At 70.8% G+C, this 17,360-nt stretch carries 15 protein-coding genes; all 15 read right to left on the reverse strand.

All coding sequences use genetic code 11. From position 1 onward, the window contains the following. Position 1 precedes the first annotated feature (1 nt). Entirely contained in the window at positions 2–682 is a 681-nt protein-coding gene (locus tag DEI98_RS13175) for a DivIVA domain-containing protein (RefSeq protein ID WP_071405424.1), read from the reverse strand. Positions 683–867: 185 nt separating this feature from the next. Further along, positions 868–1,164, reverse strand: coding sequence for a YggT family protein (locus DEI98_RS13180; RefSeq protein WP_084741074.1), 297 nt, complete (start codon positions 1,162–1,164; stop codon positions 868–870). A 68-nt stretch (positions 1,165–1,232) separates the two neighbouring features. Then, positions 1,233–1,817 carry a cell division protein SepF gene (locus tag DEI98_RS13185; protein ID WP_111100987.1) on the reverse strand — a complete coding sequence of 195 codons (585 nt, stop codon included), beginning with the start codon at positions 1,815–1,817 and terminating at the stop codon, positions 1,233–1,235. A 41-nt stretch (positions 1,818–1,858) separates the two neighbouring features. Then, the gene (locus DEI98_RS13190) at positions 1,859–2,581 is read right to left on the reverse strand and encodes a YggS family pyridoxal phosphate-dependent enzyme (protein WP_111100988.1); all 723 of its coding nucleotides are present in this window, start codon (positions 2,579–2,581) and stop codon (positions 1,859–1,861) included. Between the two features lie 7 nt (positions 2,582–2,588). Continuing rightward, a complete protein-coding gene (gene ftsZ, locus DEI98_RS13195; RefSeq protein WP_027465251.1) occupies positions 2,589–3,749 on the reverse strand; it encodes a cell division protein FtsZ in 1,161 nt (386 codons plus the stop codon). A 146-nt stretch (positions 3,750–3,895) separates the two neighbouring features. Next, the gene (locus DEI98_RS13200) at positions 3,896–5,284 is read right to left on the reverse strand and encodes an FtsQ-type POTRA domain-containing protein (protein WP_111100989.1); all 1,389 of its coding nucleotides are present in this window, start codon (positions 5,282–5,284) and stop codon (positions 3,896–3,898) included. Further along, a complete protein-coding gene (gene murC, locus DEI98_RS13205) occupies positions 5,281–6,702 on the reverse strand; it encodes a UDP-N-acetylmuramate--L-alanine ligase (protein ID WP_111100990.1) in 1,422 nt (473 codons plus the stop codon). Before murC ends, DEI98_RS13200 begins: the two co-directional genes overlap by 4 nt. Next, the gene (gene murG, locus DEI98_RS13210) at positions 6,699–7,796 is read right to left on the reverse strand and encodes an undecaprenyldiphospho-muramoylpentapeptide beta-N-acetylglucosaminyltransferase (protein ID WP_111100991.1); all 1,098 of its coding nucleotides are present in this window, start codon (positions 7,794–7,796) and stop codon (positions 6,699–6,701) included. The genes murC and murG overlap by 4 nt, the downstream gene beginning before the upstream one ends. Beyond that, complete coding sequence (gene ftsW / locus DEI98_RS13215) at positions 7,793–9,058, reverse strand: putative lipid II flippase FtsW (RefSeq protein ID WP_071405418.1); 1,266 nt, start codon at positions 9,056–9,058, stop codon at positions 7,793–7,795. The genes murG and ftsW overlap by 4 nt, the downstream gene beginning before the upstream one ends. After that, on the reverse strand, positions 9,021–10,556 hold the full coding sequence (gene murD, locus DEI98_RS13220) for a UDP-N-acetylmuramoyl-L-alanine--D-glutamate ligase (RefSeq protein WP_111100992.1): 1,536 nt from the start codon (positions 10,554–10,556) through the stop codon (positions 9,021–9,023). The genes ftsW and murD overlap by 38 nt, the downstream gene beginning before the upstream one ends. A 4-nt stretch (positions 10,557–10,560) precedes the next feature. Then, positions 10,561–11,664, reverse strand: a complete 1,104-nt coding sequence (gene mraY, locus DEI98_RS13225; protein ID WP_071405416.1) for a phospho-N-acetylmuramoyl-pentapeptide-transferase — start codon at positions 11,662–11,664, stop codon at positions 10,561–10,563. Beyond that, positions 11,661–13,169: a UDP-N-acetylmuramoyl-tripeptide--D-alanyl-D-alanine ligase gene (gene murF / locus DEI98_RS13230; RefSeq protein ID WP_111100993.1), complete on the reverse strand. Its 1,509-nt coding sequence runs from the start codon at positions 13,167–13,169 to the stop codon at positions 11,661–11,663. Before murF ends, mraY begins: the two co-directional genes overlap by 4 nt. Further along, positions 13,166–14,812: a Mur ligase family protein gene (locus DEI98_RS13235; protein WP_071405414.1), complete on the reverse strand. Its 1,647-nt coding sequence runs from the start codon at positions 14,810–14,812 to the stop codon at positions 13,166–13,168. Before DEI98_RS13235 ends, murF begins: the two co-directional genes overlap by 4 nt. Before the next feature lie 14 nt (positions 14,813–14,826). Continuing rightward, entirely contained in the window at positions 14,827–16,596 is a 1,770-nt protein-coding gene (locus DEI98_RS13240) for a penicillin-binding protein 2 (RefSeq protein WP_111100994.1), read from the reverse strand. Positions 16,597–16,645: 49 nt separating this feature from the next. After that, positions 16,646–17,359, reverse strand: coding sequence for a hypothetical protein (locus DEI98_RS13245; RefSeq protein WP_071405413.1), 714 nt, complete (start codon positions 17,357–17,359; stop codon positions 16,646–16,648). Position 17,360 lies beyond the last annotated feature (1 nt).

Raw genomic sequence — 17,360 nt, forward strand, 5'->3', positions numbered from 1 at the left:
GTCAGTTGCCGAAGCCCTGCGCCGAAGCCGGCGCCGGGGTGAGACCGGACTGCTCGCCCGAGGTGTCGAGCTCGGAGAGCTGACCCTGGATGTAGCTCTTGAGCTGCGCACGGTAGTCGCGCTCGAAGGTCCGGAGCTCGTCGATCTTGCCCTCGAGCTGGCGCTGCTCCTGCTCGAGCACCGCGACACGCTGACGGTTCGTGTTCTCGGTGTCGGCGATGATCTGGCGCTGCTTCGCCTCGGCCTCGGAGACCAGGCGAGCCGCCTGGGCCGTGCCCTCGGCGATGAGCGCGTCGCGCTTCTCGATGCCCTCGCGGACGTGCTCCTCGTGGAGACGACGCGCCAGGGTCAGGAGGTTCGTGGTGCCCTCGGTGTCCTCGTCGGCGGGGACCGTCGTGGCCGGAGCCGCCGCGGCGACCGGAGCGGGCTCCGGTGCTGCCTCGACCGGGGCCGGGGTGGGCTCCGGCTCGGCTGCGGGAGCGGGCTGCTCGGCCTGCGCCGGCTGCGGGGCCGACTCGGCCGCCTGCAGGCGCTGGCGGAGCTCGTCGTTCTCCGCGGTCAGGCGACGGAGCTCGACCACGACCTCGTCGAGGAAGTCGTCGACCTCGTCCTGGTCGTAGCCCTCGCGGAACTTCGTCGGCTGGAACCGCTTGTTGACTACGTCTTCCGGCGTCAAAGCCATTGCCGTCACCTCAATAGAACTGCTGAACGTGTGGAACCGCGTGCGGTGCGACCGAATCTACCAGCCGTACCGTGCGGTGCGGATGCGCCACCGGAGCGGGCATCGATCCCGACCACCGTACACCGACGATGGGGCGGAACCGTGACCTGCGCCGGGCGTGGCGCGTGTCGCGGACGGGAGTCCGCTCAGATACCGCGTGCCAGAGCGGCGACCACGAACCGGGCGATGATGACGACGAGCATCACGATCGTCCAGCCGAAGTCGAGCGCCACCGGCCCGAGGCGGAGCGGCGGGAGGACCCGTCGCACCGCTCGGATGGGCGGATCCGTGACCGTGTAGACGAACTCGGACACCACGAGCATGCCCCCTCGCGGCCGCCAGGAACGGTTGAAGCTCTGCACGAGGTCGAGCGCGAAGCGCCCCCACATCACGAAGAAGTACAGGAGCAACGCGAGGGAGATGATCCCTAGGATCACGGACACGATGGGGCTCGCTCGTCTCGGGCGAGCGTCGTCAGACGACGCTCAGGGGCGGGTGTGCCGGGTACGGCTCAGGACTGGGCGAAGAAGTTCGCCTCGATGTCGGACTCTACCTCAGCGGGCTCACCGCTCACTGCGACGTGGGCCGGCGACAGGAGGAAGACCTTGTTCGTGACGCGCTCGATCTTGCCGAACAGGCCGAGCGACAGCCCGGAGGCGAAGTCGATCATGCGTCGGGCGTCACCCTCGGTCATCTGCGAGAGGTTGATGATGACGGGGATGCCGTCGCGGAAGCTCTCGGCGATGGACTGGGCGTCCTTGTACTCGCGCGGGTGGACGGTGAGGATCTCGTTCATTTCCTGGACCGGGGTCGCCTTCTGTGCGGTCGTGTGCGAGCGGCGGAGCGGAGTGACCTGGGCGCCGCGCTGGTGGGTGTGCGTCTTGGTGGGAGCCGGCGCCGCTGCGGGAGCGGCCGCCGGGGCTGCTGCCGCCGCGGGGGCTTCCTGCGGTTCGGCGGGCGCCGGAGCAGCCGCTGCGGCCTGGCGAGCAGGGGCTGCCTGCTGGCGCGCGGGCTCGGCCTGCTGCTCGTCCTCGTAGTCGATTTCCTCATCGGCGAGGCCGAGGTAGACCATCGTCTTCTTCAGCGGGTTGGCCATGGTTCCTCCGGGGTTCGTGCTCGTGGTGCCCTGCAACGAGGCTAGGGTGCGGGCGGCCGGTTTCCCGTGATTGCGGTGCCGATCCGCAGGTGTGTCGCGCCCTCGAGGATCCCCTCGGCGTAGTCCCCGCTCATGCCGGCCGAGATGTCGGTGGCACCGGGCTCCAGTGACACGACCCGTTCGGAGATCGAGCGGAGTCGGGCGAAGGCGGCTCGGGGCTCCTCGTCGAGGGGCGCGACCGCCATGACACCCCGCAGCCGGATCGTCCCGCTGGCCAGCACGCGCGACACCATGGCCTCGACATCGTCCGGCTGCACCCCGCCACGGCCAAGGTCGTCGGTGAGGTTCACCTGCACGAACCCGTCGATGACCCGGGGTTCCGGCTCGGCCTCGGTCGGGGCGAACGCGTCGACGACGGAGCCACGGTCGAGCGACTGCACGACGTGGGCGTACCGACGGGCCTGCCGGGCCTTCTTCGACTGCAGCTGCCCGACGAAGTGCCAGGTCAGGCCGAGGTCCGCCAGTTCGGCGGCCTTCGCCTGCGCCTCCTGGTGGCGGTTCTCCCCCACGTCCGTCACGCCGAGTGCGGCGAGCTCGCGCACGAGCGACGCCGGGTGGTACTTCGTGACGACGACGAGCGTCAGCTCGTCGGGTGACCGCCCTGCGACTCGCGCCGCGTCGGCGATGCCGCTCCTGACGGACGCAACGCGCGCCTCCAGTCCGTCGTCGTGAGACGAGACCTGGAGGCGCGTGTCGGCTACCAAGGGTGGGTTACTTCAGGAAGTCGGGGACGTCGAGCTCGTCGTCGTCGTCGAACGCCGGGTCGGCGGCGCGCTGCACCGGCGGCTGGTGTTCCTGCGAGGCCCAGGAGGGGCTCGACGTGGTGGAGTCCTCGATCGCGCCGGTCGAGGCGGCGACGGGCGCCGCTGCGCTCGACTCCGGGTCGACGTAGCTCGAGCGACGTTCCTTCTGCTGCTGGGCCGGCTCGCCGCCGTCGAAGCCCGCGGCGATGACGGTCACGCGGACCTCGTCGCCCAGGGTGTCGTCGATGACCGCACCGAAGATGATGTTCGCCTCGGGGTGCACGGCTTCCTGCACCAGACGTGCGGCGTCGTTGATCTCGAAGATGCCGAGGTTCGAGCCACCCTGGATCGACAGCAGCACGCCGTGCGCACCGTCGATGGAGGCCTCGAGCAGCGGCGACGCGACGGCGAGTTCGGCCGCCTTGATCGCACGGTCGGCGCCGCGGGACGAGCCGATGCCCATGAGCGCGGAACCCGCACCCTGCATGACGCTCTTGACGTCGGCGAAGTCGAGGTTGATCAGGCCCGGGGTCGTGATGAGGTCGGTGATGCCCTGCACACCGGCGAGGAGCACCTGGTCGGCTGTGGCGAACGCCTCGACCATGGAGATGCCGCGGTCGCTGATCTCGAGCAGGCGGTCGTTCGGGACGACGATGAGCGTGTCCACCTCGTCCTTGAGGCCCGCGACGCCGTTCTCGGCCTGGGACTGGCGGCGCTTGCCCTCGAAGCTGAAGGGCTTCGTGACGACACCGATGGTCAGTGCGCCGATGGACTTCGCGATGCGCGCGACGACCGGTGCGCCACCGGTGCCGGTGCCGCCGCCCTCGCCCGCGGTGACGAACACCATGTCGGCGCCGGCCAGGGCCTCTTCGATCTCCTCGGCGTGGTCCTCGGCGGCACGACGGCCGACCTCGGGGTCCGCGCCGGCGCCGAGGCCGCGGGTGATCTCGCGGCCGACGTCGAGCTTGACGTCGGCGTCGCTGAGCAGCAGTGCCTGGGCGTCGGTGTTGATCGCGATGAACTCGACCCCACGGAGACCGAGCTCGATCATGCGGTTGACGGCGTTGACGCCGCCGCCGCCGACACCGACGACCTTGATGACGGCGAGGTAGTTGTGGTTCGTGGTCACGTCAGTCAGGCCTCCGGTAGAACCCTCAACCTCTACTTGAAGTTCAGGGGCAATGCTGGTAGATGTGGTGCTGGCTCCGACGCTACGGGTGCGTTCGGCGCAGTGTCGCCCCGCCACGCCGCGTGTCGCCGATCAGGTCCGGCAATTCAGTCCTCGGCGCGGATGACGCCGTTGTCCGGCGCCGAGACGTCGTACTCGACGACGACGCCGGGGTTCCGCGCAGCGTGGTCCTTGACCAGTGCGGCGAGCAGTTCGGCCTTCGCATCTGAGTCGTCCGGGCTCCCCCACACGACGGTCGAGCCGTCCTTGAGGGTCAGGGTGACGTCGTCGGCCGTCGACCCGGCGACGCGCGTCACCTGGGACCGGACCGTCGAGGGCAGCGCCAGCACGACCTCGGTCATGGTGCGGAAGCTCGAGGACCCCAGGCGCGCTCGGGCGATGTCGGCGAGCGGCATCGTCGCCGGGCGCTTCGGCGACGACTGCACGACGATGCCCGCGGGGTCGACGAGGTCGAAGGTGCTGCCGGAGCGCACCGCGACCACCGGCGTGCGCTCGGTCACCGTGACGACGAGCGTGTGCGGCGGCGCCTCTTCGGTCACGTAGCTCTCGATGAGCGGGAACCCGGCGACGTCCCGCTTGATCGCGTCGAAGTCGAGCCGGGCCAGGGGCGTTCCGATCTGGTCGGACAGCGCCTGGCGCAGCGCGGACTCGTCGACGCGGTTGGTGCCCTTGACCTCGATGGTGCGGAGCGCCATCAGCGGGGAGAACACCGCGACGAGGATCGAGACCCCGAGCACCAGGACGACGCTCGCCGCCGTGATCCACGCGGCGCGGCGGTGCCGGCTGCGCCGGGTGAACCGGCGGACCTCGGCACGCTCGAGCAGTCGGCGGCGCCGCTTCGCGATGCGCGCCTCGCGGGCGGTCTCGGCAGCGCGCACCCGCGCCCCGATGGGCGCCTCGGCGTGCTGGTCGGTCCGGGAGGCACTGCCTGCGTCGAGCACGTCGGTCACGGTCGCGTCGCGGTCGCGTGCACTGCCCGCCGCGCCCCCGGACGGTCGTCGCGCCCCGTCTCCTCGGGGCGCGTTGCCCGCGTCGGGGCGCGGATCGCGGTGGTCCTCGTCCGGTGTGTACTCGCGCAGGCGGTCGGCGACCGCCCCGAAGCCGGCGCCGACGCGACGGCCGGCCGCGCCCGCGAGGGCGCCGACGCGGTCGCGCGTCGAGTCGGCGGCATCGGTGGTCGGATCCGCGCCCGCGGACGGTCGTCGCGCCCCGATGCTCGAGGGCGCATCGACCGCTGGGGGGCGCGATCCGGAGGGACCGGGTGCCGGAGCGATGGCCGGGGTGGTGGAGGCCGGGGCCTCGTCGACCGGGGCGTCCGGGGCGGACGCGGGACGGGCCTCCCGGTCGTCGGCGACGCGTCCGCGGAACGGCAGCCGCGGCTTCGAGGGACCACGACGCTGCCGGGGCGCTTCCGCGGCCTCGGCCGGGGCGTCCCTGCGGGCGTCCCCCTCGTCGAACCCCTCGGGGCGCTTCACCGGGACGACGCTCCGTCGGTGCCCAGGGCGCCGAGCACCTGCGGGATGATCCGGTACACGTCGCCGCAGCTGAGCGTCATGATGATGTCGCCGTCACGGGCGACCGCGGCCGCGCGGGCCGCCGCCTCGTCCCAGTCGGGCAGGAACTCGACGCGCGACTGGTCGGCGAAGCGCTCCTGCACCAGGGCACCGGTCACGCCGGGCTCCGGGTCCTCGCGGGCGCCGTAGACGTCGAGCACGACCGTGTGGTCGGCGAGCTCCTCGTACACCTTGGCGAAGTCGCCGGCCATCAGGCGGGTGCGCGAGTACAGGTGCGGCTGGTGGATCGCGATGATGCGACCGTCACCGACGACGTTGCGGGCGGCCTTGAGCGCCGCGGCGACCTCGGTCGGGTGGTGCGCGTAGTCGTCGTAGACCGAGACGCCGCGCTCGACACCGTGCAGCTCGAAGCGGCGCTGGGTGCCACCGAACGCCTCGAGCCCGCGGACCGCGTCGGCCGGGGCGACGCCGAGGCCGGTCAGGACCGCGAAGGCGCCGACGGCGTTGATCGCGTTGTGGCGGCCGGGCACGCGGAGGGTCAGGTGGTACGCCTCGCCACCGGCGCGGAAGTCGACCTCGACGCCGGCCGACTCGGTGATGCCCTCGATGCGTACGTCCGCGTCGACGGCCTCGCCGAACGTGACGATCTCGGGGGCGTCCGGGCGCTGGCGGATGCCGGCCGTGACCGTCTTCGCGCCGGCGTCGTCGCTCGAGATGACGACGCGCTCGCTCGCCTTCGCGGCGAACTCGACGAAGGCCTCGGTGAAGGCCTCCACGCTGCCGTAGTGGTCCAGGTGGTCGGCGTCGACGTTGGTGATCAGTGCCACAGCGACGTCGTAGAGCAGGAACGAGCCGTCGGACTCGTCGGCCTCGACCACGAACAGGTCGCTCGAACCCGGGGCCGAGCTGGTGCCGAGGGACTGGATGACGCCGCCGTTGACGAAGCTCGGGTCGAGGCCGAGCTCGACCATCGCGGTGACGATCATGCCGGTCGAGGTGGTCTTGCCGTGCGCACCGGCGACCGCGACCAGACGGTGCTCGGCGATCAGGGCGGCGAGGGCCTGCGAGCGGTGCAGCACCGGCAGACCGCGGCGCTGCGCCTCGAGGAGTTCGGGGTTGTCGGGCCAGAGGGCGCTCGTGACGACGATGGTGTCGGCCTGGCCGACGTTCGCGGCGTCGTGACCGATGTGCACGGTCGCGCCGTGGTCGCGCATCGTGCCGGTCGTCTCCGTCTCGCGGGAGTCGCTGCCCGTGACGCGGTGCCCAGCGGCGAGGAACATCCGTGCGATCCCGCTCATCCCCGCGCCGCCGATGCCGACGAAGTGCACCGTGCCCAGGTCGTCCGGGATCGGCTGGGTCAGGTCCGGCTTGATGGTCATCGTTCCTCCGTGGTGCTGGGGGCCTGCTTCGCGGCGTCGAGGACCAGGTCGGTCATCCGGTCGGCGCCGTCGCGGTGGCCGACGCTGCCCGCCCGCACGGTCATGTCCGCGATGCGGGAGCGGTCCTGCAGGACGCTCAGCAGCTGGAACGTCACCCAGTCCTGGTCGAATTCCCCGTCGGCCACCAGGACGGCTCCCCCGGCGTCGACGACGTCCTTCGCGTTGTGGCGCTGCTCACCGTTGCCCACCGGGTACGGCACGAGCACGCTCGGCAGCCCGACGGCGGTCAGCTCGCACACCATGCCGGCGCCGGACCGCGACACGACGAAGTCGCTCGCCGCGTACGCCAGGTCCATCCGGTCGCAGTAGGGCAGCACGTGGTAGCCGTCGAGGTCGCTCGGGCCGATGTCCGACGCGGCGCCCACGACGTGCAGGACCTGCCAGCCGGCTCCGACGATCGCGGGGGCGGACTTGTTGATCGTCCGGTTGATGCTCCGTGCGCCCGAGGAGCCACCGGTCACGAGCAGCACGGGCCGGTCGGGGTCGAGCCCGAACTCGGCGAGCCCCTCGGCCCGGACGGCACGGCGGTCGAGCGACTCGATCTCGCGACGGAGCGGCATGCCGACGACGCGGCCGTGACGCAGGCGGGTGTTCGAGAAGGTGAGGCCGACGTGCTCGGTGAGGAACGCGGCGAGGCGGTTCGCGAGCCCGGGCTTCGCGTTCTGCTCGTGCACGACGATCGGGGTGCCGGTGCGGCGGGCGGCGATGTACGCCGGAGCGGCCGCGTAGCCACCGACACCGAGGACCACCTCGATCTCGTGGTCGCGGATGATCTGCTCGGTCCGCTTGACCGCCGCCGCGAACCGCTGCGGGAAGCGCAGGGCCGCGCCGTTCAGCTTCCGCGGGAACGGCAGGCGCGGGATCGTCAGCAGCTCGTAGCCGCGCATCGGCACGAGACGGGACTCCAGGCCCTCGGCGGTGCCCAGCACGAGCACCTCGGCGCCGGGCTCCCGCTCGGTCAGCCGGTCGGCGACCGCGAGCAGGGGGTTGACGTGGCCGGCGGTGCCGCCGCCGGCGAAGAGGTACTTGCTCACCGCAGTGGTCCGTTCGTGGAGGTCCGGCCGAGTGGGGCGTTCGTCAGGCCGGGGTCGTTCTTACCGGGCAGGTCACGGGCGAAGGAGAGCACGACGCCGATCGCCACCAGGGTCATGATGAGGGCCGAACCACCGGCCGAGATGAGTGGCAGGGGCACACCGAGGACGGGCAGCAGGCCGAGGACGACCGCGATGTTGATGAGCGCCTGGCCGATGATCCACGCGAGGATGCCACCGGTGACCGTCTTCACGAAGGGGTCGCGGGACTGCCGGATGATCTTGATCATGCCGACGGCGAGCACCACGAACAGGCTGAGCACCACGACGGCGCCGATCAGGCCGAGCTCCTCGCCGATGATCGCGAAGATGTAGTCGTTGTCCGCCTCGGGCAGCCACGACCACTTCGCCTTCGAGTTGCCGAGGCCGACGCCGAACACACCGCCGGACGCGAGCGCCCACATGCCGTGCACGGGCTGCCAGCAGATGTCCTGGTACTGGCTGGTGTCGGTGCACCCCGACAGCCAGGCGCTGATGCGGGTCGAGCGCGAGGCCGAGGCCATCGTCACGAAGGGCAGCATCACGGCGAACGCTCCGAGGCCGACGAGCAGGTGCCGGGCCCGGACGCCGCCGATGTACAGCGCGCCGAACACCAGGATGAGCATGACCATCGCGGTGCCCTGGTCACCACCGAGGACGACGAGCCCGAGCGACAGCATCGAGGCGATCCCGATCGGGATGAACACCTCTTTCCAGTCGTCGAGCTTGTCCCGCTTGACGTAGATGATGGCGCCGATGCCGAGCACCAGGCCGAGCTTCACGACCTCGGACGGCTGCGCGGTGAACGACCCGAGCTCGATCCAGTTCCGGTTGCCCTGGATGTCGATGCCGAGCGGGGTGAACACGAGCAGCTGCAGGACGAGCGCCGCACCGAGCAGCCGCATCGCCCACTTGCGCCAGATCCGGGTCGGGACCCGGCTGGCGATGAGCATGAGCGGCACGCCGAGCACGGCGTACAGGCCCTGGCGGGACGCGGCCCCGAAGAAGTCGTGGGTCGCCGCGTACTCCTCGACGCTCGACGAGGACAGCACCATCACGACGCCGAAGACGACGAGGAACAGCGTGACGCCGAGGATCGTGTAGAAGGTGCTGGACTCCGCGACGAAGACGTTCTTGACGGCGACGATCGCGCCGTTCGTCCGTCGTGGGGTCGTCGCGGTCCGGCCGTTACGGCTGTTCGGAAGATCCGTCGGTGTCGTCGCCATCGACTTCTCCTCCCAGGTGCTCGTTGACCGCGGCCGCGAAACGCTGCCCCCGGTCGGCGTAGGAGCCGAACTGGTCGAACGACGCCGCCGCCGGGGCGAGGAGGACGGTGTCGCCCGGCCTCGCGACCGAAGCGGCATGCCGGACCGCCTCGCGCATGACCTGATCAGTGTCCGTCGTCTCCACCTGGAGCACCGGGACCGTGGACGCGTGTCGCGCGAATGCCTCGAGGACCGGGGTCCGGTCGGAGCCGATGACCACGACGGCGCGGACGCCGGGGCCGAAGCGCTCGACCAGCCCGTCGACGTCGACGCCCTTGAACAGACCGCCGACGATCCACACCACGGTGTCGAACGACGCGAGCGACGCGGTGGCGGCGTGCGGGTTCGTGGCCTTGGAGTCGTCGACCCAGGTGATGCCGTCCGCCTGGGCGACGAGCTCGGTGCGGTGGTGGTCGGCGCGGAACGCCCGGACGGCCGACTGGATGGCGCTCGGCTGGACGGTGCCGGCACGGGCCAGGGCAGCGGCGGCCAGGACGTTCATGGTCATGTGCGGGCTGGCCAGCCCGGCGGCCTCGAGGTCGGCGATGGTCGACAGCTCGAGCGCGCTGTTGCGGCGGTCCTCGTTGAATGCCCGGTCGCACAGGACGTCCTCGACGATGCCGACGTCACCGGGAGCGGGGACGCCGGGGGTGAAGCCGACCGCACGGCAGCCCTCCACCACGTCGGCCTCCTGCACCATCTGCCGGGTGGCCTCGTCCGAGGTGTTGTAGACGCACGCCATCACGGTGCGCTCGTAGACCTTGGCCTTCGCCGCGCGGTAGGCCTCGGCGGAGCCGTGCCACTCCAGGTGGTCGTCGGCGATGTTCAGGCAGGCGCTCGCGAGCGGCACCACGGCGCCCTCACCGGACGTCGCCGCGTAGTGCAGCTGGTGGCTCGAGAGCTCGACGACGAGCACGTCGTAGCCGATCGGGTCACGGACGACGTCGAGCACCGGCACGCCGATGTTCCCGCACGCGACGGCGCGCAGGCCGCCTGCCTCGTACATCGCGGTCGTGAGCTGTGTCGTCGTCGTCTTGCCGTTCGTGCCCGTGATCGTGATCCAGGGGGCCGCGACCGGGCCGCGGACGACCTTGTCGCGCACGCGCCAGGCGAGCTCGATGTCGCCCCAGACGGTGCTGTTCGTCACCGACCACTGCACGGTGGCGTTGTGCGGGGGCAGCCCCGGCGACACGATGACGACGTCGGGTGCCTGCTGCACGAGGGCGTCCGGCACGGTGTCGAGCGGCGCCTGCAGGAACCGGGCACCGATCACGTCGAGCAGCTCGACGCTGTCGGCGGGGGCGTCGGACGAGTAGACCGTCACCTCGCTGCCGAGCTCCACGAGCGTGTCGGCGACCGAGAAGCCGGTGGCACCGAGGCCGAGGACGGCGACGTTGAGTCCCTTCCACCCCTCGGAGTACCAGCTGTCGAGGGACTGGAGGCGGGACGGCGAGGACACCGGGTCAACCAACGCGTGCGATCCATTCGAGGTAGAAGAGTCCGACCCCCGCCGCGACGAAGAGCCCGGCGATGATCCAGAAGCGGACGACGACGGTCACCTCGGCCCACCCCTTCAGTTCGAAGTGGTGGTGCAGCGGACTCATCAGGAAGATGCGCTTGCCGTGGGTGATCTTGAAGTAGGCCCGCTGCAGGATGACGGAGCCGGTGACGATGAAGAACAGGCCACCGATGAGGATGAGCAGCAGCTCGGTGCGGCTGAGGATCGCGAGGCCGGCCAGGGCACCGCCGAGGCCGAGCGACCCGGTGTCACCGAGGAAGATCTGCGCCGGCGAGGTGTTGTACCAGAGGAACCCGATGAGCCCACCGCAGACCGCGGCCGCGACCACGGCGAGGTCGAGCGGGTTCGAGACGGTGTAGCAGGCGTGTGCGGTGTTCGAGTCGAGCCGTGCCCCGCCGCAGATCTGGTTCGACTGCCAGAAGCCGATGATGACGTACGAGCCGATCGCCAGGATGCTCGACCCGGTGGCCAGGCCGTCGAGCCCGTCGGCCACGTTCACGCCGTTCGACGTGGACACCGTCAGCAGGACGATCCAGGCGAGGAACAGCACGGTGCCGATGACGGTGCCGAGCGCCATGAAGTCGAGCCACGGCACGTCGCGGATCGCCGAGATCATCGTGGACGCCGGCGGCTTGCCGTTCGACGTGGGCACGACCAGGGCGATCGTCGCGAAGATGACGCCGACGATGACCTGGCCGAGGATCTTGGCCCAGCCGCCGAGCCCGAGGCTCCGCTGACGGCGCACCTTGAGGAAGTCGTCGATGAAGCCGACGAACCCGAGCCCGACCATCAGGAACAGCACGAGCAGCCCGGACAGCGTGATCGAGTCGCCTCCGATCAGGTGGCCGACGAAGTAGCCGATCACCGCACCGATGATCAGCACGATGCCACCCATGGTGGCGGTCCCGCGCTTGGTGTGGTGGGACTGCGGACCGTCGTCACGGATGAACTGCCCCCACCCGAGACGGTGGAAGAGCTTGATGAAGGACGGGGTGAGCAGCAACGTGAACACCAGCGACGTGGCGCCGGCGATGAGGAGCGCGATCATTCGGTGACACCTCCGAGGCGGTCGCCGAGGAATCGCAGTTCGGCAGACTTCGAGGACTTGACGAGGACGACGTCGCCGGGGCGGAGCATCTCCTGCATGGCACGGACGGCGTCGTCGACGTCCTCGATGTACACGGACTCGCCGTCCCACGATCCCTCGAGGGTGGCGGCCTGGTGGACGGGCATCGCGCCGCGGCCGACGACCACGAGCTGTCCGATACCGAGGCGGACGACGAGCCGACCGATGCGGTCGTGCTCCTCGACGGAGTACTCACCGAGCTCGGCCATCTCACCGAGCACGGCGACGGTCCGCTCCCCCGGGCGCACGATCTGCGCCAGGGTCCGCAGCGCCGCCGCGGTGGAGTCGGGCGACGCGTTGTACGCGTCGTTGATGACGGTGACGCCCTCGGGGCCGCCCTGGAGCAGCTCCATGCGCCAGCGCTCGGCGCGCGTCATCGACGCGAGCGCCGCGGCGCCGTCGGCGAGCGGGACGCCCCACAGGTGGGCCACGGTGAGCGCGGCGGACGCGTTCATGGCGTGGTGCTCACCCAGGATCGCGAGGCGCACGTCGACGTGATCCGGGCCTCCAGACAGGGTCGCGTCCGTCGGACGGTCGCCTTCGGGGCGGCGGGGAGGCGCGGTGAGGGTGAAGCGGGTGCCGCTGCGGTCCGTCTCGATGCCGGTGATGCGGTAGTCGGCCTCGGCCGACGTGCCGAAGCCCACCACCCGCGCGGCCGTCAGGTCGCGCATCGACGCGACGCGGTCGTCGTCGACGTTGAGCAGCGCCGTGGCGGTCTCGGGCAGGTCGGTGACCATCTCGGACTTCGCGCGCTGCGTCGCCTCGATGCCGCCGAACTCGCCGGCGTGCGCGAGGCCCACCTTGAGGACGACGCCGAGGTCGGGCTCGGTGATCGAGACGAGCTTGGCGATGTGACCGACGCCGCTCGCGCCCATCTCGACCACCAGGTACCGGGTGTCGTACGTCACTCGGAGCATCGAGATCGGTGCGCCGACGTGGTTGTTGAACGAGCCCTCGGGCGCGACGGTCGCGCCGTGCTGCTCGAGGATCGTGCGGAGCATGTTCTTCGTGCTCGTCTTGCCGTTCGAGCCGGTGATGCCGACGACCCGCAGGGGTGCCGGGCGACCGTCGGCGTCGACGCGGTCCGCGGTGCTCATCCGGACGCGCGTGACGACCTCGTGCGCGAGCGCGGCGAGGGCTGCGTACCCGTCGGCGACGACGATCTGCGGCGCGGTGGTGTCCACGCGCTCGGGTGTGATCACCAGGGCGGCACCGGCGTCGACCGCTGCGGGCACGAAGCGTCGACCGTCGGTGACCTCACCGGGCAGGGCGAAGAAGACGCTGCCGGGGCGGACCAGGCGCGAGTCGGTCTCGACCGAGCCCTCGACGACCAGGTCGCCGGGCTCGGCGACGTCGGTCGCCTGCGCGCCACCGATCAGCTCGCCGCCGACCGCGGTGGCGATCTCGGCGAGGGTCATGGCGATCATCGGACGTCCTCCGCCGGACCGGAGTTCGGCTCCCAGCCGGCCTCGCGCAGGGCCACGCGGGCCTCGTCGCGGGCGGAGTACGGCGTGCGGACGCCCTGGATGTCGCGGTAGTCCTGGTGACCCGGGCCGGCCCAGAGGATCGAGTCTCCCTCGCCGACCAGGCTCACGGCCGTGCGGATGGCGGCCTCGGGCGGGCTGACCTCGTGGATCTCGTGGTCGGGGTACGCCGCACGTGCGGCGTCGACCAGGGTCTTCCGGATCGACGCGGCGTCCTCGAAGCGGGGGTGGTGGTCGGTGACGACGAGGATGTCGCTGCCGGCCGCGGCCACGCGGGCCATGTCGCCGCGCTTCGTGGTGTCGCGGTCGCCGTCGGCGCCGAACAGCATGAGGACCTTGCCGGAGGTGAACTGCCGGACCGCGGCGAGGGTGTTCTCGAAGGCGTCGGCGCTGTGGCCGAAGTCGACGTAGACGCTCGGGCCGTGCTCGCCGGAGACACGCTCGGTGCGGCCGGGCAGGTAGCACTCGATGGCGGAGACGCGGTGGGTCTCGCCGTCACGCTCGCTCGCGTCGTCCTCGTCGGGGTAGCGGCGGTGGTTGCTCTCCAGCGCGTGCGCGATGGCACCCAGCTCGAAGCCGCCCTCGACGAGCATGACGATCGCGAGTGCCGCGTTCGCCGCCATGTGCCATCCGATCAGCGGCACACGGGTGGTCAGTTCGCGGCCCTCGGGGCCGGTCAGACGGAACTCGGTGTAGGCGGCGTGCGCCTCGACGATGTCGACGTGCCACTCAGCCTCGACGTCGGGGTGCACGGTGATCGTGGTGACCGGGATGCGGGAGTCCTGCACCACGCGGTGGCCCCAGTCGGTGTCCAGCGAGACGACGCCGCGGCGGGCGTGCTCGGGCTGGAACAGCGGGAGCTTCGCCTGGTAGTACTCCTCCATGTCGGCGTAGTCGTCGAGGTGGTCGTGCGACAGGTTCGTGAAGGCCGCGACGTCGAAGACGATGCCGTCGACGCGGTGCCGGCTGAGGGCCTGGGCGCTGACCTCGACGGCGACCGCGCGGACCTCGCTCTCGCGCATGCGGGCGAGGAGCGCGTGCATCTCGCTGGCCTCGGGCGTGGTCAGGCGGCTCGTCACGCTGAGCGAACCGATGTGGCGCTCGGCGGTCGAGCTCAGGCCGGTGACCAGGCCGAGCTGCTTGAGGATGCCCTCGAGGATGTAGGACGTGCTCGTCTTGCCGTTCGTGCCGGTGACGGCGAACAGCTGCGGCAGGTCGGTGGCCTCGTCGGGGTGCGTGCGGTAGACCCACGCCGCGACGTCGCCGAGGGCGGCGCGGGGGTCGTCGACGACGAGCACCGGCAGCCCGGACGGCTCGACCAGTGCGACGCCGTCCTGGTCGGTCAGGACGGCGACGGCGCCGCGCTCGGCGGCCTCCGTCGCGAACTGTGCGCCGTGCCGGTTCGCACCGTGCACGCCGACGAACAGGTCACCCGGCTGCACCTCGGTGGCGCTCAGGGTGACACCGGTGGTCTCGATGCTGTCGACCGAGCCGACGACTCGCAGACCGAACGCGTTGGCGAGTTCGGAGACGGCCCTCGGGGTCGGGTGTTCGGGTCGGAGGACCGGGGGGATCCGTGCGGACAAGTGTTCCTTCTTCCTCACCACGTGGACGGGTAGAGCTTCGCCTCGGACGCGGAGGGGGCTACTCGGTACTTCTCGAGCACCTGGGACATGAGTGTGCGGAACGCCGGAGCCGCTCCGCTGGACCACTTGTTGGTCTGCGGCTTCGTGAACGTCACCGTGACAACATACTGGGGGTCTTCGGCGGGTGCCATTCCGGCCACCGACGTGATGCGCTGACCGCCGTAGCCCTGCGACCCCTCGGCCACCTCGGCGGTCCCCGTCTTCGCGGCGATGTTGTAGCCGGAGATCGGCTTCATGCCCACCAGCGTGCCACCCGTGACGACGCTCTGCAGCATGCCGGTGACCTGCGTGGCGGCGGCTGCGGAGACGACCCGCTGCTTCTGCACGTCGGGCGCGTCGATCGTCTTGCCGTCGGCCGTGGTGCAGCCCTTGACGAAGTGCAGCGGGATCCGGACACCGTCGTTCGCGATCGTCTGGAACACGCTCGCGACCTGCACGGCCGTCGTCGAGATGCCCTGACCGAACATCGAGTTGATGTTCGTCTGCTGGTCCCAGTTCGGGCTCGTGCCGTAGTCCATCGAGGGCTGGCCCGGGTAGTCGATGGCCGTCTCCGGCTCGAACAGCCCGAACTTCTTCATGTAGTCGAAGCGCTGCTGGGCGGTCAGCCGTGCGCCGAGCTCGGTGATGCCGACGTTCGACGAGTTCTGCAGGATGCCGGTGAGCGTGAGGTTCTCGGTGGGGTGGAACTCCGAGTCGTGGATCGTGCCGCCCCAGGGGAACGTGCGCGAGTAGGGCACGACCGCCTGGTCGGTGGGGTTCGACTTGCCCTGGTCGAGCAGTGCCGCGGCGATGGCGGCCTTGATCGTGGAGCCCGGCTCGTACGACGCCGTCAGCGCACGGGAACCGAAGGCGCCCTTGTCGGTCGTGGCGTCGACGTCGTTCGGGTCCACCGTCGGGTAGTCGGCGACCGCGAGCAACTCGCCCGTCTTGACGCTCGTGACCGTCGCCGTCGCGGACTCCGCCTGCAGGGTCTTGGCGGCGGACGCGATGGTCTGCTGCGCCATGTACTGCAGGTCGCTGTCGATCGTGGTCTCGAGCGTGCCGCCGTCCTTGGCCTTCTTCGTGGTGACGGTGCTGCCCGGGAGCTGCACGCCGTCCTCGCCGCGCTCGTAGGTCTCGGACCCGTTGGTGCCCGCGAGGCACTGGTTGTAGGAGTACTCCAGGCCGGCCTGGGCACCGTCGGTGCCCATGAAGCCGGTCAGGTTGCCCGTGGTCGCACCCGTCGGGTACACCCGCGCCGCCTGCGGCTCCGGGTACAGCCAGGGGATGCCGAGTGCCCGCACGGCCTCGTAGTGCTGCACGTCGAGGCCCTTGACCAGGTAGGCGAAGTCCGACTTCGGGTTCGCGGCGACGTTCTTCCGCATGGTCGCGACGTCGCCCCCGGAGGCCTTCGCCAGCGCGCTGAGGGCGGTGCCGACGCTGACGTCCTTGATGCGGGTGCCGCCGAGCTTGCCCTTGAACTGCTTGACCAGACGCGGCGAGGTCGTGATGTTGTACCGGGTGACGCTGTCGGCGAGTTCGGTGCCGTTGCGGTCCACGATCGACCCCCGGGTGCCGTAGATCGTCACGGGGATGCTGCGCTTCTGGGCCGACGCCTTGTTCAGCTCGGACGCCTGGACGACCTGGATGTCGACGAGCCGCACCACGAACACCCCGACGAGGGCGATCACGGCGAGCATCACGATGCTGTAGCGCAGGCGTCGGTTGCGGATCGTCTTCGTCACGCGGTGTGGTCCTTCCCGGGCGGTGCTGAGGGTGCGGCGGACCCGCCGGTCACCGGGTGGAGGGCGCCTGGAGCGGGTTCGCGTCGGACTCTACGGACGACTTCGCCGTCCCCTGGTCCGACGCGCTGGCGCCGCTCGTCTTCTCAGACGTGGCGGTGCTGTCGGTCGATCCCGTTGTGCCCGTGGTGCCCGACGACTCCTTCGTGCTCGACGTGCCCGACGTGTCCGTCGTGCTCGTCGTGCCCGTCTCCTTGCTGGTGGAGGTGTCCCCCGGCTTCGTGGCCAGCGGGACGTCGTTCAGCAGCGAGTTCGGCACCTGGTTCTCGGTGGACGCCGTGGCCTCGTCGGGCTTCGCCGGCGTCGGCGTGCCGTACACCCGACCGGTCTTCGGGTCGAGGTACACGGGCGTCGAGTTGGCGATCATGCCGAGCGACTGCGCGTTGCGGGCCAGGTTCTGCGGCGAGTCGAGGACCCGGAGCTGCTCGGACAGCGACTGCTGCGTGCGGGACAGGTTCGTCTGCTCGGCCGACAGCGAGTTGAGCGTGTAGGCGCCCTGGCTGAGCACCATGCTGATGCCGAGCTGGGCCAGCAGCAGGATCCCGAGCGCGGCGACGGCCACCACGGCGTACCCGATGCGGGGGCGTGCCCGGCGCTGGGCCGCGGTCGGGGTGACCTCGACCAGCTCGGGGCGGTGCTGACGGTCGGGGCGCGGGGCCCGCGACGGGACGACCGCAGGGTCGACGAGTGCGAGGTTCGTGCTCATG

This window comes from Curtobacterium sp. MCLR17_034, from assembly GCF_003234485.1.
Lineage (GTDB): Bacteria > Actinomycetota > Actinomycetes > Actinomycetales > Microbacteriaceae > Curtobacterium > Curtobacterium flaccumfaciens.